The following is a 21,993-nucleotide window of genomic DNA, read 5'->3' as shown; positions in this document are numbered from 1 at the left end:
ATGAACGGATATCCATACCTGCCGCCGTACGCTCCGTCTAACGTACCGCCTTACGGGTATTGGCGCGGCGGGCACGAACAAGCATCCTACCAGTCGCTTCAGACGGCGCTCGAGCTGGTCAGGCAGGCCGTGCAGGGCGAACGGGAAGACGAATTGTTTTACGATTATTTGATTTCGGTAGCCCCGTCGGAGGAAGCCCGGACGATCATCGCGTCGATTCGGGACGACGAGCGCAAGCACAACCGGATGTTCCGGAAGATTTACGCCGATTTCACCGGTCAGGCCGTCGGCGCGGGACAGGAAGAGGCGTTCGAGAAGCCGGCGTCCTACGCGGATGGTTTGAGGAAGGCTTTTTTCGGCGAACTGGCGGCCGTCGAGCGTTACCGGAACATTCGCGCCGGACTGCCGGCCCGCTTTTACAGGGATATGGTGTTCGAAATTCTGACCGACGAGATGAAGCATGCGGACAAATATTTATATTTGATGCTGGCCGGTCAAGCAAAATGAACCGCCTGCCGCAGGTTTGCGGCATCGTCCATCCAAGGGGAGCTTCGCGGCGCGCGAAGGTCCTCTTTCGGTTGCGCCCAAGGGCTGACCGAGCCGCCGGCAGCGGATGACGCGGGTCATGGAGGGCATGCTAGAAACAGCCGATTCCGGCAATGAATCCATGCAGCCAAAAGTTAACGTTGACGTTAACGTTAGAATTACCTATGCTTGATAGATAAGATCGATGCGGTCTACAGGAAGGAGACGACGGGTCCATGGAAACGTTCAAAATCGACGAGGTCGCGAAGGCATGCGGGCTGACGAAGCGGACGATCCGCTACTACGAGGAGCTCGGGCTGATCCCGCCTCCGGAGCGAAGCGAGGGCGGCATCCGCTTGTATGCCCGCAAGCACATCGAGCGGCTGAAGCAGCTGATCAACGCACGCGACGTGCTCGGCTTTTCCTTGCAGGAGCTGCTCGAATTCGTCGCGGTTCACGAGAATCTGGACGAACAGAAGCAGACGTACCGGAAGACGGAGGAGCGGGAGGAGAAGCTGCGGCAGCTGCGCGGCATGCAGGCCACGATCGACCGGCAGCTCGGCATGATCGACCAGAAGCTCGCCCGGATGGCCGAATTCCGAGGCGAAATCGAAGGCCTCCGCGCGCGCGTCTCCGACGGCATCGTCAGACTATCCAACGAAAAGGAGCTCTAAGCCATATGCAATCCTCTGCAACCGGAAGTCATCGCGGCGGCGCGACCGAAGCGCCGCCCGCGAAGAAAGTCAGTATGTTCAGCCAGCCGATCGCGGTCTGGGCGGTCGTGTTCGCCAGCGTCATCGCGTTCATGGGGCTCGGCCTCGTCGACCCGATTCTGCCGGCGATCGCCGAGAAGCTGCACGCCTCCGCAAGCGACGTGACCCTGCTGTTCACGAGCTATAACGCCGTCATGGCGGTCGCGATGCTGGTCACGGGCTTCATTTCTTCCCGGCTCGGGATGAAATGGACGCTGCTCTCGGGCATCGTCGTCATCGCCGTCTTCTCCGCGCTCGGCGGCATGTCGAACGGGATTTGGAGCCTGGTCTGGCTGCGGGGCGGCTGGGGGCTCGGCAACGCCATGTTCGTGGCGACGGCGCTCGCGGCGATCGTCTCGTTGTCCAAGACGGGCGTCGGCAAATCGATCATTCTCTTCGAAGTGGCCGTCGGCCTCGGCATCTCCGTCGGGCCGCTGCTCGGCGGCGAGCTCGGCGCCATCTCCTGGCGCGGTCCGTTCTTCGGCGTCGCCGGTCTGATGGTGCTGGCGTTCCTGCTCATCCTGTCGCTCATGCCGAGCCGCCGGAAGCTCGCGCCGGCCGGGACCTCCGCGGCCGCGAAGAAGAAGACGTCGCTCGCCGATCCGTTCCGCGCGCTGAAATTCCGCGCCCTGCGCACCTTCGGCATCGCGGCGGCCCTGTATAATTTCGGCTTCTTCACCCTGCTCGTCTACGCGGCGCTCGTGCTCGGCGGCCTGGGCCTCGACGAGCACCGGCTCGGCTACGTGTTTCTCGGCTGGGGCCTGATGCTCGCCTTTACATCGGTCTTCATGGCGCCGTGGCTGCAGAAGCGCTTCGGCACGCTGGCCTCGATGGTCGCGATGCTGCTGCTGTTCGCGGTCACGCTGTTCGTGATGGCGGAGTGGACGACGGACAAGGCGGTCGTCATCGTCGCCGTCATCGTCGCCGGGGCGTTCCTCGGCAACAACAACACGCTCATCACGACCGCGGTCATGAACGCGGCGCCGGTCGAGCGCCCGACCGCTTCGGCGGCCTACAGCTTCCTGCGCTTCATCGGCGGCGCGATCGCGCCGTACTTGGCCGGCAAGCTGGCCGACTGGTTCAACCCGCACATGCCGTTCATCGTCGGCGGCGCGTTCGTCGTCATCGCGTCCCTGTACCTGCTGGTGAACGCGAAGCACCTGAAGCATGTCGACGACGTCGAGAGCGCACACTAATCACGCCCGTTCCCGCGGGCGAATACCAGGGAGGAAACCGCCATGTACAACCATATTTTGATCTCGCTCGACGAATCGGAGCTGTCCGGCAAGGCGCTCGACCATGCCGTCCGCTTGGCCGGCGCGCTCGGCGGCGGCGTCCGCTTGACGGCGCTTCACGTCAATCCGGGCGTGACGCTGAGCGAGCCGACCGTCGCGACGGGCATCGAGGAGGCGCTCAAGGAAGAGGACAAGCACGTGCTGGCGTACGCGAACGCCAAGCTGGCGGCGGCCGGCGCCGGCCACCAGGTCCTGCTCGCCGAAGGCGACCCCGCCGCGGTCATCTGCCGCACGGCGAAGGAAGCCGGCGCCGACCTGATCGTCATGGGCAGCCGCGGCGTCGGCCTCGTCTCCGAGCTGCTGCTCGGCAGCGTCAGCCACGCCGTCGCGAAGCACGCGCACTGCCCGGTGCTGCTGGTGAAGTAACCGGCCGGAAGCGGCACCGTTCCCGTCCCGTTGGTTCATGCGGATTCAGGCCGCATGGACGAACGGGATTTTTTGCGTTGGCGCGCGAAGGGCTTCGGCGGCCGAACTTCCACGCCGACCGCGCCAAACAAAACGACCGGGCAGACGGCGAATCGCCGGGCGGCACGGTCGTTTTTCGAGTTTCGGGATTGATCGAGCGCGATGAGCGGACGTCCCCGGCCTCGCGCGACATCATCAGGCTTCGTCCGCGCGCGAGGAACCTGGTGCCGCTTCGCGTTCGTCCAGCCGGGCGAGCGCCCACTCCGCCCACTGCAGGTCGGCCTTGATGGCGAACTGCCCCTTCTCCATCAGGAGCAGGATGCCGAACGACGGGGAAGGGTTGAGCTTCGTGTAGGCGTCCATCTTGGTCTGCAGCCATTGCAGCTGGTCGCGGCAATACGCGAGCCGCATCTCGAGCATGCGGCGGATATCGGCGGGGTCGCCCTGTTCCATGCAGAAGACCTTGAGCACCAGCTCGTCGCGGGTGACCGGCTCGTCCGTCGGCAGCGTCAGCCAATTGCGCAGGGCGTTCAGCCCTTTGTCGGTGATGGAGTAGACCTTCTTGTCCGGCTTGTCCGTCTGGACGACGAGCGTGTGGCGCACGTAGCCGCCGCTTTCGAGCTGGGCGAGCAGGGGATAGATCTGGCTGTGCTTGGCGGGCCAGAACGGCTGGATCTTCAGCATGAGATCGTAGCCGGAATCGGCGGTATGCGACAGGAGGCTGAGGAGGCCGTACGATAAGGTGTTCACGGGACGCTTCCCTTCATAAGTAAATTTTGACATAAGGGCGGTTCGGTTCTATAATAGGGCTGTATTCAGTATATGTAAAAAGCTACATATCAGCAAACGAACGGAGAGATGGGGAGACCATGGAACAGGGTGAGCAAGCCCAAACGAAAGCCAGCTTCTGGCCGATTATGACCGCTATATTCGTGGGGTCGTTTTTGTGCGTTCTGGCATCCAGCACGATCAACATCGCGCTGCCGATTTTGCAAGACCATTTTCAAACAAGCCTGAGCACGATCCAGTGGACGCTGACCGGCTTCATGCTGGCGATGGGGACGTTCGCGCCGATCGTCGGCTACCTGGGCGAGCGGTTCAGCTACAAGCGGCTGTTCCTGCTCGCGCTCGTCGGCTTCACGCTGTCGTCGCTCCTCTGCGCCGTCGCTTGGGACGAATATTCGCTGATCGCGTTCCGAATCCTGCAAGGGGCGTTCAGCGGCTTGATCCTTCCGGCCTCGATGGCGGTCGTCTACCAGGTCATCCCGCGGGAAAAGCAAGCCATGGCCATCGCCCTCTGGTCGCTGGCCTCGATGATGGCGCCGGCGATCGGCCCGACCTTCAGCGGCTGGCTGCTGCAGAACTTCGACTGGCAGTGGCTCTTCTGGATGAACATTCCGATCGGCTTGATCGCCATCGTGCTCGTGGCCGCCTATATTCCGTATTACCGGCTCAGCGTGCCGAAGAAATTCGACGGCATCGGCTTCGCCACCGTCCTGATCGGCAGCGCTTCGCTGCTGCTCGCGCTCGGCCAAGGCGGTACGTGGGGCTGGGGCTCCGCGAAGGTCGTCTCGCTGATCGTCGTCGGCGTCCTGCTGCTGCTCGCGTTCGTCTGGCAGGAGCTGCGGTCCAAATCGCCGCTGCTTAATCTGCGCGTCCTCGCGAACGGCCGCTACACGCTCAACCTGATCATCACCGTCATCCTGACGATCAGCCTGTACTCGGGCACGCTGCTGACGCCGCTCTTCCTGCAGCGCATCCAGCAGGTGTCGACGATGGACACGGGGCTGATCCTGCTGCCGGCGTCGCTCGTCATGGCACTCGTTATGCCTATTATCGGCAAGTTGTATACGTCGATCGGCCCGCGCTGGCTGATGGGCGTCGGCATTCCGCTGCTCGCCCTCGGCACCTTGATGCTGTGCTGGGGCAGCATCGATATCTCGCATACGTACATTCTCTGGTGGATGATCGTGCGGAACCTCGGCATCGCCATGGTCATGATGCCCGCCAGCAACGCGGCGATGGAGCGCATCCCGCGCCACCTGACGGGGCACGCGTCCTCGATCTCCAACTGGCTGCGCAACGTGTTCGGCTCGTTCGCGATCGCCGTCTTCACGACGCTGCTCGCGTCGCGATCCACGCAGCACGCCGCGGACCTGGCGAAGGCCGGGGACACGAACGAGCAGCACATCGGCATGATGGCGTTCACGATGAGCGTCAACGACGTGTACTTGATCGCCACGATCGTCGCGATCATCGCGCTGCCGCTGGCCATGTTCGTGGGCCGGGCGAAGCCGTCGGCCGCCGAAGCGGATGGCGCCGCGCAGGCCCGTCCGGCCGCGGGCGGCGAAGTCCGCACCGCCGGCGCGCCGGCGGCCGACGCGAAGGCGTAACGGCTGCCGCAGCCTGCCGGTGACGGCGCGCCCGTCGCGGCGCCGTTGCGGCGCCGTTGCGGCGAACCCGTCGCCGGCGCGCTTGCGCCGCAATCGCGCCTCTCTTCCGAACCTCGGGCGGCCTCCGGCTGCCCGAGGTTCTTCGGCGTTATGGAAGCGCCGCGCCTCCGTCCCGAGACGGACGAAGCTCCTTCCGGGGCTGTGTTACGATGGGAGGCGAGAACGGACGGCCGCCCGGACAGGCGGCCGCCCGACGAGGAGCGTGCCCCATCTTGAAGACGAAGCTAAACCGCCGGCTGCTGCTGCTGATCGCGTCGCTCGGCGTCATGATTCCGTTCGCCGCGCCGTACTTCACGTTCGACCCCGCGAACAGCCGGGTGGACATCGCGCCGGGCAGCCTGCGCTTCCCGCTGCTGATCGCCCATATCGCCTTCGCGTTCGCCGCGATGCTCGCGGGCTTCGCCCAGTTCTCCGGGCGCCTCCGCGCGCGGCGGCCCGGGCTGCACCGCATCGTTGGCCGAGTCTACGTCGCGAGCGTCGGGGCCGCCGGGCTGCTGGCGCTGCCGCTTGCCGGCTATATGGACGACTTCTCGAAGGCGACGGGCTTCCTCGCGCTGGCGCTCGCGTGGCTCTTCACGGCCTGGAAGGGCTGGCGCGGCGCCTTGCGCCGCGACTTCGACGCGCACCGGATCTGGATGCTCCGCAGCTTCGGCATCACGCTGGTCGCCGTGAGCGGGCGCCTGCTCGTGCCGGTGCTGCTGCTGACATATGGCCTGCTGCACGGCTTTACGCTGCCCGCGGGCCGGGAAGGCATGGTCGAGGCCGTGCTGAACGTGAACATTTGGGCGGGACTGGTCGCGAACTTCGCCGTGGTCGAATGGGTGCTGCTGAAGCCGAAGAAATCATAGCCGCGGGCGAATGTACGCAGCGCGGGAAGGATTCCGGGCGGACGGGCCCGAACTATGCTAGCGTACCGCGAACGCATACTCATGCCCGCGATCGGCTTGCGCGGGCCCAAGCAAAGGAGCGATCTGCCATGGCAAACCGCGGCAAGCGGATGACGACCGCCGTCCCGATCGTCATCGTCGCCGGCTTCGCGCTGGCGCTGTTCTCGCCGTCCCCGACGCCCGAATGGGCCGTCCGGAAGGACATCCTGCTGTCCTTCCATCCCGTGCTCGCGTTCGAGGCGCGCGTCACGGAGGGCACGATCAAGGACGATCCGCGGTATGGCGATCTCTATCACGCGTCCGGCTTGGAGGCGTCTTTCCTCTACGTCAAGAAATCCGGCTACGGCTGGTACGTGGCGTCGAGGGGAACCGGGCCGTAAGCGCCGCCCCGCGCTGGCCGCGCGCGAAGCCATAAACCCGCAACGACCGGCGCGCCTGCGGCACCAAGGAGGTAACCGAATGTATTCCTATATCGATCAACATTACGAAGCCGTCGATTTCGGCGGCCGCGACCTGCGGGACGGCGAGCTGATCCGCTGCACGTTCGAGCGCTGCGATTTCTCGGCCGCGTCCATGGAGGAGCTGGCGACGACCGGCTGCCGCTTCGTGGACTGCAGCTTCCGCGGCGCGCTGCTGAACGCGTCGACGCATGCGGAGTCGGCCTTTCTCAACTGCCGGTTTACCGAAGCGAATCTGTTCGTGGCGAAGTTCTCGGCCTGCAAGATGACGGGGACCGACTTCGCCCAGGCGCAGCTGGACGGCTTCACCGTCGCCGGCGGGGACTGGTCTTACGTGAATCTCCGGCATGCGCGGCTGACCAAGCAGGACCTGCGCGGCGTCTGCTTCAAGGAGGCTGATCTGTCGGGCGCCAATCTCGAGAAGGCGGACTTGCGGGGCTGCGACCTGACGCGGGTCAACCTGGCCCAGGCCAAGCTGAAGGGCGCGGACCTGCGCGGCGCCGTCATGGACGGAGTGAACTGGCCTTCCGTCGACGTGAAGGGCGTGCGGATGGACGCCGCCCAGGCCGTCCTGTTCCTGCGCGCGCACGGCGCGAAGGTGGACTGACGCGGGCTGATTTGGCGTGCCGTCCCGATTTGTCGTACACTAAGAGGGAATCCGAAGCGAAGAGAGGGACGACCAGACCATGAGTGATTTTCTGCACGCGCTGTTGGCACAGGAAGAGGAGCTGCAATTCGATTATTTCACGAACGAGGACGCTTTCGAGCTGGGCTGCATCATCGTCAAGCACGCCAAGGACGTGCTCGGCAAAGGGATCGCTGTCCATATCGAGAACGGCGAGGTTCCGCTGTTCACGCATTACATGACGGGCACGTCCAAGGACAACACGTACTGGATCAACGCGAAGAAGAACGTGGTGCGCCACTTTGGCCACAGCTCGCTCTACGTCGGCGAGAAATATAAAGCGGAAGGCACGACGTTCAAGGACGGATCCGGCCTGCCGCTCGAGGAGTATCAGGGCGAGGGCGGCTCGTTCCCGATCATCGTGCGCGGCCAGGGCGTCGTCGGCACGGTCACGGTATCCGGGCTGGCCGGCGAGGAAGACCACCAGGTCGCCGTGGACGGCCTTCGTCATTATTTGACCCGCACGTAAGCGGATAAGGAGCGGATGCGAGTGGAGGGGCAAGGAGCGAAGCGGGCCTTGCGCGTCATCGTGACGGGCGCGACGGGCATGGTCGGCGAAGGCGTGCTGCACGAGTGCCTGCTGCATCCGGACGTGGAGCGGGTGCTCGTCGTCGGCCGCCGGCCATGCGGCGTCAAGCACGGCAAGCTGAAGGAAATCGTGCACGCCGACTTGTACGACCTGTCCCCGGTCGCGTCCGAGCTCGCGGGCTACGACGCCTGCTATTATTGCCTCGGCGTCTCTTCGGTCGGCATGAGCGAAGCGGATTACGCGCGCGTGACGCACGACCTGACGCTGCACGCCGCCGAGCTGCTCGCGCGGCTCAATCCGGGGCTCGTCTTCTGCTACGTTACCGGCACGGGCACGGACAGCTCGGAGCGGGGGCGCAGCATGTGGGCACGGGTGAAGGGACGCACCGAAAACGCGCTCCTGCGCCTGCCCTTCAAGCGCGCGTACATGTTCCGGCCGGGCTACATCCACCCGACCAAGGGGCTCAAGAACACGCATAAATATTATCGCGCGTTCATGTGGCTGTACCCGGTCCTGCGCCTGCTGATGCCGGGCGGCGTCGTTACGCTGCGCGAGCTCGGACTCGCCATGATCCGCGCGGCGCGGGCGGATTTCGGGCCGGCCATACTGGGCAGCCGGGAAATCCGCGAGCTGGCGCGGCAGGGCGAATAAGCGGCGCGGGCGCATCCCGGCCGCGAGCCGCCGCGCGGGCGCTCGGCCGCGCGGAGCGGCGGCGAACCGCGCGGCCGAGCGCGTTCCGGCACGGAGCGCGCCTCGTCCATGGGCCGAGGCAGCCTAATCGCGGCCTCGGCCGCCGCGCACCGCATTAAAGCCCGGCGACGCTCGTCATGAGCGCCGCCGGGCTTTTGTTATCCCATCGCTATAGTCTGAACCGCCGTACCAGCTCGTCCATCTCGTGCGCCATGCTCCGCAGCGACTCCGCGGCCTGGAACAAGCCCTCCGTCGCGGACGCCTGCTCCGAGGAGAAGTTCGCGGCGTCGACCGAGCTCGCCCAGGCGGTCTTCGCGATGCGCTCGAGCTCGCCGGTCATGGCCGCGATGCGGTCCGACTGCGCGAAGGCGTTCTCGGCGACGCGGCGGACCTGCCCGCCGCGTTCGCCGACGTCGCGGACGGCTTCGACGATGCGCCGGAACGAGCGGCTCGCGTCCGCCATCATGTCCATGCCGGTCTCTACCTCGGCGCGGCTCTCCCGCATCGTGCCGATTGCCTGCAGCGTCTCCCGCTGCACGGAGGCGATCAGCCCGGCGATCCGGTCGGAAGCCGCCTTCGACGCGGCCGCGAGCTGCTTGACCTCGCCGGCCACGACGGCGAAACCGAGGCCGTGCTCGCCGGCGCGGGCCGCTTCGATGGAGGCGTTCAGCGCCAGCAGGTTGGTCGTCTCGGCGATCGCTCGGATGGTGCCGACGAACGCGGCGATCTCCCCGGCGCGGTCCCCCAGCCTGCGCACGAGGTCGGCGGTATGGCCGAAGGCGTCCCCGATCGCCGCCATCTGCGCGCCGTTGCGGGCGATGACGGCGTCTCCGGCCTCGGCCTCCCGGACGGCGTGCTCCGCGGAGCCGCTCACGCTCTCGGCGTAATCGGCGATTCGCCGGAACGCGAGGTTGACTTCCCGGCAGGCGGCCGCCGCTTCGGCCGCGCGGTCGACCTGCCGCTCCGAGCCGACGGAGATGGAGCGCGTCGCGTCGCCGATCTGCCGCGCCGCGCGGACCGTTTGCTCGGCGGAGCCGTTCAGCTTGTCCGCGCCGGCCGTCAGCTCCGCGGACGATTCGGCCGCCCGGCGGATGAGGCCGCGGAAATTCCGGCTCAAATGATTGACGGCCTTGGCCGTGTCGCCCCATTCGTCGCGCCGCGCGATCGCGAGCTCCTCGCCTTGCAGGTCGCCCGCCGCCATCGTCTCCACCCGGGCGACGATGCGGGCGGCCGGCTTCGAGACGAGCCGCGCGGTCCAGAGCCCGATGCCGAGGACGAGCGCGAAGCAGCCGATCGTGACGCCGAGCAGCTGCAGCTGCTCGGTCTTGAAGGCGATCTCTCCCGGCGGCCGCTCGCGGAGCTTCTCCGCGAACCCGTACCACAATTGCCCGTTCAGGCCGAGCAGCAAGGCCGCCGCCGTGAAGGCGAGCATCAGCTTCGTATGAATGGCGTATTTCATGGGCGAACCCCTCCCGTCATGCGATCCATTGCAAGGCCATGTCCACGGCTTTGATCCCGAAGAACGGAATGAAGATGCCGCCGACGCCGTAGATAAGCACGTTCCGCCGCAGCAGCCGGTCCGCGCTCATCGGCGCGAACCGCACGCCGCGCATCGCCAGCGGGATGAGCGCCGGAATGATCAGCGCGTTGAAGATCAAGGCGGACAGCACCGCCGATTCCGGCGAGTGCAGCCGCATGACGTTGAGCGCCTCCATTTGCGGCATGAAGCCTGTCAGGGCCGCGGGCAGAATCGCGAAGTACTTGGAGAAGTCGTTGGCCAGGCTGAAGGTCGTCAAGGCGCCGCGCGTCACGAGCAGCTGCTTCCCGGTGAGGACGACCGGAATCAGCTTGGCCGGATCGGAATCGAGGTTGATCATGTTGGCCGCTTCCTTGGCCGCGGTCGTGCCGCTGTTCATCGCGATGCCGACGTCGGCCTGCGCCAGCGCCGGGGCGTCGTTCGTGCCGTCGCCCGTCATGGCCACCAGCTTGCCCTGCGCCTGCTCCGCGAGCACGACGCGGATCTTCTCGTCCGGCTTGCACTCGGCGACGAATTCGTCGACGCCGGCCTCCCGGGCGATCGTCTCGGCGGTCAGCCGGTTGTCCCCCGTGCACATGATCGTCTTGATGCCCATCTCGCGCAGCTCGGCGAGCTTCTCCTTCAGCCCCGGCTTGATCGTGTCCTTCAGGTAGATGAAGCCGAGCACGCGCCGGTTGCGGCAAACCGCGAGCGGCGTGCCGCCTTCCTTGGCGATCGCCTCGTGAATCTCGTCGGCCTGCGGCGGATAGTCCCCGCCTAGCTCCAGGACATGCGCCTTGATCTCGGGCGCGGCGCCTTTGTAATACGACGCGCGCTCCAGCACGAGCCCGCTCATGCGGCTCTCCGCGGTGAAAGGCACGATTTCGCCGCCTTCGAACTCGCCGTCCTTCCAGGCGAAGCGGATGCGCTTCGCATAATCCAGCACCGAACGGCCTTCGGGCGTCTCGTCGTGCATCGACGTGCAGACGGCCGCGTGCGCGAGCTCGTTCACGTCGACCCCGGCCAGCGGGACGAAGCGGAACGCTTGGCGGTTCCCGTACGTAATCGTGCCGGTCTTGTCCAGGATGACCGTGCCGACGTCCCCGGCCGCTTCGACCGCCCGGCCCGACATGGCCACTACGTTGAAGCGCGTCACCCGGCTCATGCCGGCGATGCCGATCGCCGACAGCAGGCCGCCGATGGTCGTCGGAATGAGGCAGACGAGCAGCGCGATCAGCGTGGAGGTCTCGATCTTGACTCCGACGTAGGCCGCGATGGGGCCGAGCGTCACGACGACGATGAGGAACACGAGCGTGAAGACGACGAGCAGGGTGTTCAGCGCCACTTCGTTCGGGGACTTCTGCCGCTTGGCGCCTTCCACCAGCCGGATCATCCGGTCGAGGAAGGTTTCGCCGGGATCGGCGGTGATGCGCACCTTGACCGCGTCGCTGACGACCAAGGTGCCGCCGGTCACGGAGCTGAAGTCGCTGTTCGCCCGTTTGAGCACCGGAGTCGACTCGCCCGTTACGGCGGACTCGTCGATCACCGCCGCGCCGTCGACGATTTCGCCGTCGCCCGGGACGATGTCGCCTTGCTCGATCAGAATCACGTCCTTGCGGCGCAGCTCCGAGGCGGCCACGAGTTGTACCGTGCCGTCCTTGCGCAGCCGCTTCGCCTGCGCGGACGTCCGCGTCCGGCGCAAAGCGTCGGCGTGCGCCCGGCCGCGGCCCTCGGCGAGGGCCTCCGCGAAGTTGGCGAACAAGACGGTGAAGAGCAGAACGAGGAAGACGAACGTATTGTAGCCCTGCCGGCCCTCCGCATGGAAGACCGCGGGAAACGCGATCGTCAGCAGCACGAGCGCGGTCGCGCCTTCGACGACGAACAGCACCGGGTTGCCCGCCATGCGCACGGGATGGAGCTTCAGGACGCTGCCGAGCAGCGCCTGCCCGAGCTGTTTGCCGCTCATGCGGTAATTTCGGTCCATGGACATCTTGGATGCACCCCCGTTATCGGTCCGGCCGTCAAAATTTCTCGATATTCAGCAGCGCATAGACCAGATAGATCAAATAAGCCGCCGCGAACGCGCATAGCACGACCAACGGGATCCCCTCCTTGCCCTGCGGCTTGCATGAGCTCAATATTACGGCACGCCCGCGGGCCAGGTAAAACGCGTTTGCGGGAGCTATTCCGCGCGAAATCGAGAAAAACCGCGCTTGAAAGCGAAGCCAACCGCTCGCTTCCTTCATTCTCCAACAGATTGCTTCGGCTGGCGCGTTTTCTCGCTTCGCGCGGCCGGGTCTGGATCGCGGCCGCGCCCGCCGCAGGCGGACAGCGCGAAAAACGCCCCGGAGCGCATCGGTTTCGAACCGATGCCGCTTCCGGGGCGTTTTGCGAACGCCGAAGCTATTCCTTGACGGAGCCGAGCGTGATGCCGTGAATGAAGAAGCGCTGGATGAACGGATAGATGAGCAGGATCGGAATCATCGAGATGATGATTTTCGCCGCGTTGAACGTCCGGTTGGACACCGCCATCGCCTGCGCCAGCTGCTCCGGCGACATGCCGGTCATCGCCTGCGCGCTGAGCTGGGCGACCAGCGTCTGGATGTACGTCTGCAGCGGATAGTGGTCCTGCTTGTTCATCAGGATGAGGCCGTCGAAGAACGAGTTCCAGTGGAACACGATGCTGAACAGCGTCACAGTGGCGATCGCCGGCAGCGACAGCGGGACGAACAGGCGGATCATGATGTACCACGGTCCGGCGCCGTCCATCTCGGCCGCTTCCGACAGCTCCTTCGGCAGGTTGCGGAAGAAGTTCATGAGCAGGATGACGTTGAACACCTGCACGGCGTGGGGGAGAATGAGCGCCCACATGGAATTGAGCAGGCCGTAGGATTTGATCGTCATGAACCACGGCACGATGCCGCCGCTGAACAGCATGGTGAACACGAGGAACCACATGTACACGTTGCGCATCCGGAACTGCTTGGCGTCCTTCGAGAGCGCGTAAGCCATCATGACCGTCAGCGCGAAGTTCAGCAGGCCGCCGAACACCACCCGCTTAATCGAGATATAGAACGCATGGAAGAATAGTCCGTCGTCGAGCACCTTGGCGTAGCTGGCCGTCGTGGCGTCGATCGGCAGCAGCAGCACCCGCCCGGCGTCGGCCGCCGCCTTATCGGAGAAGGAGACGGCGAGGGTATGCAGGATCGGCACGAGGCACGCGAGCGAGAAAACGATCAGCGCGACCAGAATCGTCGTATCCAGCACCCGGTTCGATAGATTGGCTCTTCCCACCATTGGTAGTCACCCCATTCGAGTTAGAAAATGCGATAGTTCGCGAAGCGGCTCGCCAGCACGTACGATACGACGACGAGGATGAAGCTGACCACCGACTTGAACAGGCCGACCGCGGTCGCGAGGCTGTACTGCAGGTCGTTCAGGCCGACGCGGTAGACGTACGTGTCGATAATGTCGGAGGACTGGTAGACGAGCGGGTTGTACATGTTGAAGATCTGGTCGAAGTTGGCGTTCATGACGTTGCCGAGCGCCAGCGTGCCGAGCAGCACGACCGTCGTGCGCACGCCGGGCAGCGTGACGTGCCACAGCTGGCGGAAGCGGCTCGCGCCGTCGATGTTCGCCGCCTCGTAGAGCACGGGATTGATGCCGGTCAGCGCCGCCAGGTAGACGATCGCGTTGAAGCCGAATTCCTTCCAGACGTCCGTGCCGACGATGATGGCCGGGAACCACTTGTTGCTGGCGTAGAACAGGACGGGATCGATGCCGAACAGGCCGAATACCTTGTTGACGATGCCGTCGAGCGAGAAGACGTCGAAGAATATAGTCGCAAGCAGCACCCACGAGAGGAAGTGCGGCAAATAGACGATGGTTTGGATCGATTTCCGCAGGAACCGCTGCCGCACTTCGTTCAGAAGCAGGGCGAACACGAGCGGCACGATCAGGTTGGCGATGATCTTGAGCACCGCCAGGAAGATGGTGTTGAAGAAAATTTGCCTGCTGTCGGGCAGCTGGAACAGATAGGTAATATTATCGAGGCCGACCCATTCCGAGCCCCGGATGCCGCGTCCCGGCTTGAAGTTCTGGAACGCCATGACGGCGTAGAACATCGGTACGATGCTGAACAAGGCCAGAAAGACGATGCCCGGCAGGACCATGAGGTTGTAATGAAAGCCATTCTTTTTCGTGCGCATCGGTTCTCACCGCTTTTTCGGGAATTTTTTGGATAAAAAAGGGCTCCCGGGACGTCGCCCGGAAGCCCGCCGCTGCTGCTCAGGCCGTCTTACTTGTCGTTGACGATGTCCGTGACTTCCTTCGTGATCTGGTCGCCGCCGAGCTTCTTCCACTGCGCGACGAAGTCGTCGAAGGCGCTGACCGGCAGATCGCCGACGATGATCTTCAGGAACGTCTCGCTCTCGAGCTTCTCGAGCGTCGCCCACTTCGTTTCCATGGTGCGGGTCATGCCGTAGAACACGCTGTACACTTTCTCCATCGGCTGGGTCGCCAGGACCGCGCCGCCGACTTCGTACGCCTTGGCCGGCTTCCAGGCGTCCATGTTCTTCTTCGGATTTTCCTTCTCGGCCATCGTGAAGTCGTAGACCAGCTTCGTGTCGGGATCGAACGTCGACGGATCGATTTCGCCCTTGACGGCCTTCTGCACGTCGTTGTACCGCTTGACGACGGCGTCGGAGTAGTCGAGCAGCAGGTCGAACGGATAGAAGTTGCGGATGTGCACGCCGGTCTCGGCCGCGTAATCGTCCAGCTTCTTCGCTTCCTCGGTGTTCGGGTCCTGTCTGCGCTCGTAGCGGGTGAAGACGTTCAGCATCTTGACCGCCGCTTCCGGATGCTCGTAGCCCTTGCGGACGACGACGTAGCGGTCCGTGACCGGCGCCATGTGCGTCGTGAACTTGCCGTCCGCGTCCAGCGGCGCGGCGTACGCTTTCCATTCCGCCTTGGTGTCGTTCGTGACGGAGTCGGCGAGCGGCCAGTACGGCATCCACCACGGGCCGAAGAACAGGCCGGTCTTGTTCGCCACGATCGGCTCCTGCGTCTCCTTGTAGAGCGCGAACTGCTTGTCGATCAGGCCGTTCTTGTACCAGTCGGCCAGCTTCGCGAGCGCTTCCTTGTTCTCCGGCGCGATCGAGCCGTACACGACGTTGCCGCTCGCGTCCTTGATCCAGTTCTTCGGGAAGGCGTGGAACGCGCCGAAGATCGCGTCGAAGCCGTTCGGATTCGGCTTCTGGCCGTAGACGACCGACTTGTCGCCCTCGAGCCCGACCGTATCCGCCTTGCCGTTGCCGTCGGGATCCTGCTCGACGAACGCCTTGGCGATCTTCTCGAGATCGTCCATCGTCTTCGGCGGGGACAGCTTCAGCTTGTCCAGCCAATCCTGGCGCACCCAGAGGAGCGACGGGGCGTCGGCCTCGATCGCCACGTTCGGCAGGCCGTAGAGCTTGTCGTCCGACGTCGCGTCCGCGAGCGCCATGCCGTTCGTGGAGGCGTACAAGTCCTTGACCAGCTGCGAGCCGTATTTCTCGTAGGTGTCCGTCAGGTCTTCCAGCATGTCGTTGTCGATCAGCTTGCGGAGCTGGTTGCGGTCGACGACCATGGCGTCCGGCAGGTCGTTGCTCGCGATCGCCAGGTTGACCTTCTGCTTGAACGCGTCGTCGCCTTTGGCTTCCCAGGCGTGGACGACCTTGACGTTCGTCAGGCTTTCGAAGTAGCGGGAGACGATATTGTTCTCGTTCGTGTCGCCGTTCTTGAGCTTGTCGTCGGGAATCTTGAATCCGATGCTGAGCGTGACCGGCTCGGCGGATTTGCCGTAGGCCAGATCGTCGCCCGTCGCCTCGTTGCCGGCGTTCGCCGCTTGGCCGTCGTTGCCGGAGGCCTGGCTGCCGTTGCCGGCATTGCCGCTGTTGCCGCCATTACCGCCATTGCCGCCGTTGTCGCCGCAGGCGGATAAGACGAGGGACATGGCCATCGCCGTGAGCAGAAGCTTCGCTTTCATAAAAACACCCCGTTTGTGTTTGATTCGTGTTTACGCTTTCATCTTACCCGATCAGGTGCGTGCGGCCGGAGGGAAAACGGGCCGCAGATGATCCGGCGGCGTTCGCAGTTGGCGAACCGTTTTCCTACCGGCTGCCGACCGTTTTCCCCCTTTGGCTCCGGTATTCCGTCGGCAGCAGGCCCACGCGCTCCTTGAACACGCGGCTGAAATACTTGTCGTCCTCGAAGCCGGCGAGGGAGGCGATCTCGTAGACGGGCGCGTCGGATTCCAGGAGCAGCGCCTTGGCGCGCTCGATCCGCATGCCGCGGAGCGTTTCGCCGAACGACTGGCCGGCGAAGCGGGTGAAGCATTGGCTGAAATAGCTGCGGCTCATGTTGATGCGCAGGGCGACGTCGGCCTGGTTGATCTTGTCGCCCGCGTGCGCGCGCATGTAGCGGAGGGCCTGAATCAGGCTCGCCATCACTTCCCGCGACAGCGAGAGCTCGTGCATCCGGCGCTGCGCCAGGTCGGCGAAGAGGCGGAACCAGTCCCGCCACGGCGCCCAGGCCTGGCGCGGCGCGCCGTCGGCGTGCAGCCGGCGGAGCGCTTCCCCGTCCAGCAGCACGCCCGCCCATTCGCGCTCGAGCGCCCGGGCGAACGCCTCGAGCCGCTCCGGCGCCGGGCGCAGGTCCGCGACCGCCCGCTCGAACGCGTCCCATTCGGCCGCGCCGAGCGCCCACTTGACGGAGAGCCACCCGTCGAACGCGGCTTCGAGCCCGGCCGCGTCCGCGTCCGGCCGCGCCTTCGCGAGCGTCTCGTACGGGATCTCGGCCGGGCGGCCGTCCGGCGGCTCGGGCGCGTAGAAGAGATGGCGGGCCAGCCGCTCGCCGAGCGCGCGCTTCACGTCCGCCGGCGGGCGGTCCTCCAAGCCGGCGACGAGCGCCGTGCGCCACCGGCCGGCATGAAGGCCCTCGAGCTCGCGCCGCAGCTCCGGCGTCCAGCCGGGCGGGGCGAGCTGCGCCATCCGGACGCCGCCGGCCAGCTCCAGCATCGCGTGGCGCTGGGCGAACGGCAATCGGAGCAGCTCGGCGGGATCCGCGTCCGGGTCGAGCGGGACGAACGCCAGGGCGTCGCCGGAGGCGAACCGTTCGCGGTCCGCGTCCGCGCCGGGGGCGTACGCCGCGCGGCTGCTCGCTTCCCAGCGGACGCGGTCGACGATCCGGTTCATGACGTCGTCGACGTTGTCCATGTCGAGCACCGTCTTCACGATGTAGTCGATCGCGCCGAGCCGCATCGCTTCCTGCACGTAATCGAATTCGTGGTGGCAGGTCAGCACGACGGACTTCATCCGCGGGAACCGCGTCCGGACGCGGCCGAGCAACTCGAAGCCGTCCATGCCCGGCATCGTGAGGTCCGTGAACAGCAGATCGACCTCCTGCTTCTCGAGCAGCTCCAGCGCCGCCCGGCCGTCGGCGGCCTCCTGGGCGATCACGATCCCGAAGGACGCCCAGTCGATGACGGAGATGAACCCTTTGCGCACGAGCTTCTCGTCATCCACAACCATTGCCCTAATCATCGAACTCCTCCTTCGCTTTGCGCGGAATGATAATCGTAATCGTCGTGCCTTCATGGGGAACGCCGGCGATGTCGATGGACATCCGCTCCCCGTAAAACTGCTTCAGCAGCCGGTTGACGTAGGACAACCCGATGCCGAGGCCGCGCTTGGCGGCGCCGGGATCTTCATGGAGGAGCCGCCGCGCCGTCGCGGGGTCGATGCCTTCGCCGTTGTCGGCCACCTCGAGCGAGACGCGGCCGCCCTCCAGCGCCCGGATCGTGATCGCGACGCGGCCCTGGCGCTCGCCCGTGCCGTGATAGATCGCGTTCTCCACGAGCGGCTGGAGCAGGAAGCGCGGGATCGCCGCGCCGGCGACCGACTCCTCGACGTCGACCGCGTATTCGAACTCGTAGTCGTAGCGGATGCGCTGAAGCTCCATGTAGTTTTGCAGGGCGTCGATCTCGTCTTGGATCGTTACGATGATGCTCTTCTTCCCGAGGTTGTAGTGCAGCACCTTGACGAGCAGAGTCACGAGCTTGTCGATTTCCTTCTGGCCGTTCATCCGGGCGAGCCACTGGACGGTGTTCAGCGTGTTGTGCAGGAAATGCGGGTTGATCTGGCTCAGCAGCTTCTCGATCTCCAGCCGGCTCTTCTGCTGCTCGTTGTGCTCCACCTCGTTCAGCAGCCCGTTGATCTTCGTCTTCATGTCCTGGAAGTTGCCGAGCAGCAGGTCGAACTCCTCGACGCGCGTATAGGCGACCGGGGCTTCGATGTTCTCCGCCATCCGCACGATCTCGGAATTGACCTTCCGGAGCGGCCGATACACCTGCTTCCAGATGAACAGCGCGAGCAGGACGGAGAACACGAGCGTCGCGAGCGCGACGAAGAACAGCTTGTACAGCCACGCATAGATCTCGCTGTTGAACGTCGACTGCTTCACCGCGGCGATCAGCTGCCAGCCCTGCGGGCTCTTGTAGCGGAACAGGTGGTAGCCGCCGCTGACCTTGTGCGGCGCCGCGTCGTCGGTCCAGGAGACGTCGAGCGCTTCGCGGGGCATGTCTTTGTTTTCGACATACGTCATGTCGCCGTGCTCGTTGACGAGCAGATGCGTCACCTTCATGCCGTAGGAGCGCTCGCTCAGGATTTTGGCGAACAGGTTGTAGTTGGTCTCCAGGTAGATGTACACGTCCTTGGCGCCGGGCACGCGCACCACCCGCAGCGACGAGAAGACGAAGTTGTTGCTCGAGCTGTACATCGTCTTGTGCGGGCCGAAGTACGACGCGCCGTTATAGGACATGAACGGCGGCAGCTTGTCCGTGGCGAAATCGCGGCTCAGGCTGAAGTTCGTGAACAGCACCGGATCGTCCAGCCCGGGTTCCACGTAAGCGGTTACGCCGAGGACCGGATTAGTGAAGTTGACGAGGTTGATCTTCTGGTTGATGCTCGCCATGAGCTGCGACTTCTTGTACACCTGCTTCTCCTGGAGGAAGCTGCCGACCTCGTCGACGATCTGCCCGTCCAGCGCGAACTGCTTGGAGGCGAAGTCGAGGTTGTTGATCGTGTTCTCCAGGGTGGCCGCTTCCTGGTTCAGGCTGGCGCTGATGCCGCTTTGGATCTTGTTCGTCAGGATGGAGTAGATGGAGTAGTACGTCATGACGCCAAGGACGGCGAGCGGCAGCAGGCTGCCGATGACCAGGTAGATGACCAGGCTTCGTCTTAAAGACTGGGATTTGCGCGCGAAAATGCGTGGCTTCATGCCTCTGGGTGCTCCTTCCCGCGGCGGGCGCGCCGTCGTTATTCGGACGTATTATAGCATACGCAAGTTCGACGCGAGATTCCAAAATCCGTCATGATACGATGCCGGCTTAGCGAAATTTGTCCTGCCCGGCCTCGGGCATTTCCTATAACCCGGCCCGATGGAGTAAACTAAAAAGAAAACGGCAAGCTTCGGCTTGCCCGCACGGGAGCTGGAATAACGGATGAAGCGCATGACGATATTGATCGCGGACGACGAAGCGGAAATCGCCGATCTGGTCGAGCTGCACCTGGCGAGGGAGGGCTACCGCTGCATCAAGGCGACGACGGGCCTCGAGGCCGTGCAGACCGTGCAGTCGCAGACGGTCGACCTGGCGATTCTCGACATCATGATGCCGGGCATGGACGGCTACGAGGTGACGCGGCAGATCCGGGAGACGTCCGCGATGCCGATCATCTTCCTCAGCGCGAAGACGAGCGACCTCGACAAAATCACGGGGCTCGTCATCGGCGCCGACGATTACATGACCAAGCCGTTCAATCCGATGGAGCTGGTCGCGCGCGTGAACGCCCAGCTGCGGCGGGCGCTGCATTTCAACCAGCAATCGGGAGGCAGCGCCGCGCCCGTGCTGGAGGCCGGCGGCCTCGTCATCGATCCCGGCCGGCACACGGTGACGCAGTTCGGCCATCCCGTCGAGCTGACCCCGAAGGAATTCGACATCCTGTACCTGCTGGCGAGCCATCCGAAGAAGGTGTTCAGCGCGGAGCATCTGTTCCAGAGCGTCTGGGGCGAAGCGTATTACGAGAGCGGCAATACCGTCATGGTGCATATCCGCACCCTGCGCAAGAAGCTCGGCGACGACAAGAACAAGTGGATCAAGACCGTCTGGGGCGTGGGGTACACGTTCAATGGGTAAGCCCGGCATCAGCTTCCGCGTCAAAATGATCCTCTTCCTCGTGTTCAGCATGCTGCTTGCGGGACTTGCGCTCTTCCTCGCGTACAAGGCGGTGGAATCGTATTACTTGGCCGACGCGCGGTTCGCCGACGATCCGCTATTCCGGCTGCGGCACATCATCGCGAACGGCATCGGCGACTTCAAGTTCGCCATGCTGCTGATGATCCCGCTGACGATTCTGTTCTTCTACCTGTTCACGAAGCCGTACGCGGCGTACTTCAAGGCGATCTCGCGGGGCATCCACGGCTTGGCCGCCGGGGATTTCAGCAGCCGCGTCGTCATCCATTCGCAGGACGAATTCGAGCGGATCGCCGACGACATCAACCTGGCGGGCGAGAACCTGCAGCGGGCGGTGGAGCGGGGCGACTTCGCGGAGAGCAGCAAGAACCAGCTCGTGCTCAACCTGGCGCACGACCTGCGCACGCCCCTGACGTCGGTGCTCGGCTACCTGGATTTCATCCTTCGGGACGAAGGGCTGTCCAAGGAGCAGTCCGCCCATTACACGCGCATCGCCTTCACCAAGTCCAAGCGGCTCGAGAAGCTGATCGACGAGCTGTTCGAGGTGACCCGGATGAATCACGGCATGGCGCCGCTGCACCGGGCGGACCTGGACCTGAGCGAGCTGCTCGTGCAGCTGAACGAGGAGCTGTACCCGCTGTTCGAGAACAAGGAGCTGACCGTGCGCCCGGACATCGCGCCGAACGTCCGCCTCTTCGGCGACGGCGAGCTGCTGGCGCGGGTGTTCGAGAACCTGCTGACGAACGCGGCGCGCTACGGGGCGGACGGGCATTACATCGACATCGTCTGCTTCGAGGAAGGCGGCGAGGCCGTCGTGCAGGTGGCCAACTACGGCGATTCCATTCCGCCGGAGCAGCTGCCGCATCTGTTCGAGATGTTCTATACCGGCGACCAGGCGCGGACCCACCAGGGCGGCGGCACCGGGCTCGGCCTGTTCATCGTCCGCAATATCGTGGAACAGCACGGGGGGACGATCGAGGCGCGGAGCGACGTCGTGCGCACCTGCTTCGAGGTGCGGCTGCCGCTGGACGGCGGAGAGAACCCGCCGGCGGCGGAGCAGTCCGCCCTCAAGCCGCGGAGCGCCAGCCGGGGGAAATAAACGCGGCGCCCGGGCGGGCGCCCGGCTGGTCGCGGCGGGTGCAGGGCCTGCAGTCGCGCCGGTACCTGCGGCCGAGTCGCGGCGGCGCCGCCTTGTCAGGGCCGGCGGCGGGGCCGTCCGCGGATTGCGCGCCCCGGCGGGCGCCCGCGGTTGGCCGGCTGCGGAGTTCCGGCGCGGGAAGCCGCGCCCGACGGGGGCCGGGGGCGGCTCGCGGGGCGGCGGGGTGACAGCGGGGGCCCGGGGGACGGGAGGGCGCGCGGCTGGAGCCCTGGCGGCAGGACTGCCCGGGTGGCGGCCTCCGGCTGGAGAGGGGGGGGGGGGGGGGGGGGGGGGGGGGGGGGGGGGGGGGGGGGGGGGGGGGGGGGGGGGGGGGGGGGGGGGGGGGGGGGGGGGGGGGGGGGGGGGGGGGGGGGG

20 protein-coding genes and 1 pseudogene are annotated in these 21,993 nt (G+C 65.2%); 12 read left to right on the top strand and 9 right to left on the bottom strand.

Annotation, left to right across the window (positions count from 1 at the left end; translation table 11 throughout):
* From I8J29_RS21525 to I8J29_RS21510, 4 genes are all read left to right on the top strand, one after another.
* Nucleotides 1–507: a ferritin family protein gene (locus I8J29_RS21525; protein ID WP_208849542.1), complete on the top strand. Its 507-nt coding sequence runs from the start codon at nt 1–3 to the stop codon at nt 505–507.
* A gap of 254 nt (nt 508–761) precedes the next feature.
* Complete coding sequence (locus I8J29_RS21520) at nt 762–1,199, top strand: MerR family transcriptional regulator (RefSeq protein WP_208849541.1); 438 nt, start codon at nt 762–764, stop codon at nt 1,197–1,199.
* A 5-nt stretch (nt 1,200–1,204) separates the two neighbouring features.
* Entirely contained in the window at nt 1,205–2,473 is a 1,269-nt protein-coding gene (locus I8J29_RS21515) for an MFS transporter (RefSeq protein ID WP_208849540.1), read from the top strand.
* Nucleotides 2,474–2,515: 42 nt separating this feature from the next.
* Nucleotides 2,516–2,938, top strand: coding sequence for a universal stress protein (locus I8J29_RS21510; protein WP_208849539.1), 423 nt, complete (start codon nt 2,516–2,518; stop codon nt 2,936–2,938).
* Between the two features lie 234 nt (nt 2,939–3,172).
* Here the strand turns inward: I8J29_RS21510 and I8J29_RS21505 are convergent, their stop codons facing one another.
* Nucleotides 3,173–3,727 carry a PadR family transcriptional regulator gene (locus I8J29_RS21505; RefSeq protein WP_208849538.1) on the bottom strand — a complete coding sequence of 185 codons (555 nt, stop codon included), beginning with the start codon at nt 3,725–3,727 and terminating at the stop codon, nt 3,173–3,175.
* 119 nt (nt 3,728–3,846) lie between these two features.
* Here I8J29_RS21505 and I8J29_RS21500 point away from each other — a divergent pair, with 119 nt between their 5' ends.
* The 6 genes from I8J29_RS21500 (at nt 3,847) to I8J29_RS21475 (ending at nt 8,640) form a co-directional block, all read left to right on the top strand.
* Nucleotides 3,847–5,370 (top strand): MDR family MFS transporter, encoded by a 1,524-nt coding sequence (locus tag I8J29_RS21500; protein ID WP_240546387.1) that lies wholly within the window; start codon nt 3,847–3,849, stop codon nt 5,368–5,370.
* 272 nt (nt 5,371–5,642) lie between these two features.
* Complete coding sequence (locus tag I8J29_RS21495; RefSeq protein WP_240546386.1) at nt 5,643–6,278, top strand: DUF2306 domain-containing protein; 636 nt, start codon at nt 5,643–5,645, stop codon at nt 6,276–6,278.
* Between the two features lie 128 nt (nt 6,279–6,406).
* Complete coding sequence (locus I8J29_RS21490; RefSeq protein ID WP_208849536.1) at nt 6,407–6,697, top strand: hypothetical protein; 291 nt, start codon at nt 6,407–6,409, stop codon at nt 6,695–6,697.
* A gap of 79 nt (nt 6,698–6,776) precedes the next feature.
* The gene (locus tag I8J29_RS21485) at nt 6,777–7,382 is read left to right on the top strand and encodes a pentapeptide repeat-containing protein (protein WP_208849535.1); all 606 of its coding nucleotides are present in this window, start codon (nt 6,777–6,779) and stop codon (nt 7,380–7,382) included.
* Nucleotides 7,383–7,461: 79 nt separating this feature from the next.
* Entirely contained in the window at nt 7,462–7,929 is a 468-nt protein-coding gene (locus I8J29_RS21480; RefSeq protein WP_208849534.1) for a heme-degrading domain-containing protein, read from the top strand.
* 21 nt (nt 7,930–7,950) lie between these two features.
* The gene (locus I8J29_RS21475; RefSeq protein ID WP_338113259.1) at nt 7,951–8,640 is read left to right on the top strand and encodes an NAD-dependent epimerase/dehydratase family protein; all 690 of its coding nucleotides are present in this window, start codon (nt 7,951–7,953) and stop codon (nt 8,638–8,640) included.
* A gap of 208 nt (nt 8,641–8,848) precedes the next feature.
* On the opposite strand, the gene I8J29_RS21470 is transcribed toward I8J29_RS21475, so the two are convergent.
* From I8J29_RS21470 to I8J29_RS21440, 7 genes are all read right to left on the bottom strand, one after another.
* Nucleotides 8,849–10,138, bottom strand: coding sequence for a methyl-accepting chemotaxis protein (locus I8J29_RS21470; protein ID WP_208849533.1), 1,290 nt, complete (start codon nt 10,136–10,138; stop codon nt 8,849–8,851).
* A 16-nt stretch (nt 10,139–10,154) separates the two neighbouring features.
* Nucleotides 10,155–12,185: a potassium-transporting ATPase subunit KdpB gene (kdpB, locus tag I8J29_RS21465; protein WP_208849532.1), complete on the bottom strand. Its 2,031-nt coding sequence runs from the start codon at nt 12,183–12,185 to the stop codon at nt 10,155–10,157.
* A 413-nt stretch (nt 12,186–12,598) separates the two neighbouring features.
* Entirely contained in the window at nt 12,599–13,492 is an 894-nt protein-coding gene (locus tag I8J29_RS21460; protein WP_208849531.1) for a carbohydrate ABC transporter permease, read from the bottom strand.
* A gap of 20 nt (nt 13,493–13,512) precedes the next feature.
* Entirely contained in the window at nt 13,513–14,403 is an 891-nt protein-coding gene (locus I8J29_RS21455; protein WP_090642295.1) for an ABC transporter permease, read from the bottom strand.
* Nucleotides 14,404–14,492: 89 nt separating this feature from the next.
* Nucleotides 14,493–16,217: an extracellular solute-binding protein gene (locus I8J29_RS21450; RefSeq protein WP_208849530.1), complete on the bottom strand. Its 1,725-nt coding sequence runs from the start codon at nt 16,215–16,217 to the stop codon at nt 14,493–14,495.
* 124 nt (nt 16,218–16,341) lie between these two features.
* Complete coding sequence (locus I8J29_RS21445) at nt 16,342–17,772, bottom strand: response regulator (RefSeq protein WP_208849529.1); 1,431 nt, start codon at nt 17,770–17,772, stop codon at nt 16,342–16,344.
* On the bottom strand, nt 17,765–19,507 hold the full coding sequence (locus I8J29_RS21440; protein ID WP_208849528.1) for a sensor histidine kinase: 1,743 nt from the start codon (nt 19,505–19,507) through the stop codon (nt 17,765–17,767). The genes I8J29_RS21445 and I8J29_RS21440 overlap by 8 nt, the downstream gene beginning before the upstream one ends.
* 223 nt (nt 19,508–19,730) lie before the next feature.
* Here I8J29_RS21440 and I8J29_RS21435 point away from each other — a divergent pair, with 223 nt between their 5' ends.
* Complete coding sequence (locus I8J29_RS21435; protein WP_090642301.1) at nt 19,731–20,423, top strand: response regulator transcription factor; 693 nt, start codon at nt 19,731–19,733, stop codon at nt 20,421–20,423.
* Entirely contained in the window at nt 20,416–21,579 is a 1,164-nt protein-coding gene (locus tag I8J29_RS21430; RefSeq protein WP_208849527.1) for a sensor histidine kinase, read from the top strand. The genes I8J29_RS21435 and I8J29_RS21430 overlap by 8 nt, the downstream gene beginning before the upstream one ends.
* On the opposite strand, the pseudogene I8J29_RS21425 reads toward I8J29_RS21430, so the two are convergent.
* Nucleotides 21,548–21,993 (bottom strand): annotated as a pseudogene (locus I8J29_RS21425) (hypothetical protein); the annotation flags it as partial. The gene I8J29_RS21430 and the pseudogene I8J29_RS21425 overlap by 32 nt on opposite strands.

This window comes from Paenibacillus artemisiicola (assembly GCF_017652985.1).
In the GTDB taxonomy this organism is placed as follows: Bacteria; Bacillota; Bacilli; order Paenibacillales; family Paenibacillaceae; genus Paenibacillus_Z; species Paenibacillus_Z artemisiicola.
Note: the sequence above shows the minus strand (reverse complement) of the source record. Positions and strands in the feature narration are given on the sequence as shown.

Bases quoted from the DNA above. Each gene is read 5' to 3' on its own strand.
- I8J29_RS21525 (WP_208849542.1), top strand. From the start codon at position 1: ATGAACGGATATCCATACCTGCCGCCGTACGCTCCGTCTAACGTACCG.
- I8J29_RS21520 (WP_208849541.1), top strand. From the start codon at position 762: ATGGAAACGTTCAAAATCGACGAGGTCGCGAAGGCATGCGGGCTGACG.
- I8J29_RS21515 (WP_208849540.1), top strand. From the start codon at position 1,205: ATGCAATCCTCTGCAACCGGAAGTCATCGCGGCGGCGCGACCGAAGCG.
- I8J29_RS21510 (WP_208849539.1), top strand. From the start codon at position 2,516: ATGTACAACCATATTTTGATCTCGCTCGACGAATCGGAGCTGTCCGGC.
- I8J29_RS21500 (WP_240546387.1), top strand. From the start codon at position 3,847: ATGGAACAGGGTGAGCAAGCCCAAACGAAAGCCAGCTTCTGGCCGATT.
- I8J29_RS21490 (WP_208849536.1), top strand. From the start codon at position 6,407: ATGGCAAACCGCGGCAAGCGGATGACGACCGCCGTCCCGATCGTCATC.
- I8J29_RS21485 (WP_208849535.1), top strand. From the start codon at position 6,777: ATGTATTCCTATATCGATCAACATTACGAAGCCGTCGATTTCGGCGGC.
- I8J29_RS21480 (WP_208849534.1), top strand. From the start codon at position 7,462: ATGAGTGATTTTCTGCACGCGCTGTTGGCACAGGAAGAGGAGCTGCAA.
- I8J29_RS21470 (WP_208849533.1), bottom strand. From the start codon at position 10,138: ATGAAATACGCCATTCATACGAAGCTGATGCTCGCCTTCACGGCGGCG.
- kdpB (WP_208849532.1), bottom strand. From the start codon at position 12,185: ATGTCCATGGACCGAAATTACCGCATGAGCGGCAAACAGCTCGGGCAG.
- I8J29_RS21460 (WP_208849531.1), bottom strand. From the start codon at position 13,492: ATGGTGGGAAGAGCCAATCTATCGAACCGGGTGCTGGATACGACGATT.
- I8J29_RS21455 (WP_090642295.1), bottom strand. From the start codon at position 14,403: ATGCGCACGAAAAAGAATGGCTTTCATTACAACCTCATGGTCCTGCCG.
- I8J29_RS21450 (WP_208849530.1), bottom strand. From the start codon at position 16,217: ATGAAAGCGAAGCTTCTGCTCACGGCGATGGCCATGTCCCTCGTCTTA.
- I8J29_RS21445 (WP_208849529.1), bottom strand. From the start codon at position 17,772: ATGATTAGGGCAATGGTTGTGGATGACGAGAAGCTCGTGCGCAAAGGG.
- I8J29_RS21440 (WP_208849528.1), bottom strand. From the start codon at position 19,507: ATGAAGCCACGCATTTTCGCGCGCAAATCCCAGTCTTTAAGACGAAGC.
- I8J29_RS21435 (WP_090642301.1), top strand. From the start codon at position 19,731: ATGAAGCGCATGACGATATTGATCGCGGACGACGAAGCGGAAATCGCC.
- I8J29_RS21430 (WP_208849527.1), top strand. From the start codon at position 20,416: ATGGGTAAGCCCGGCATCAGCTTCCGCGTCAAAATGATCCTCTTCCTC.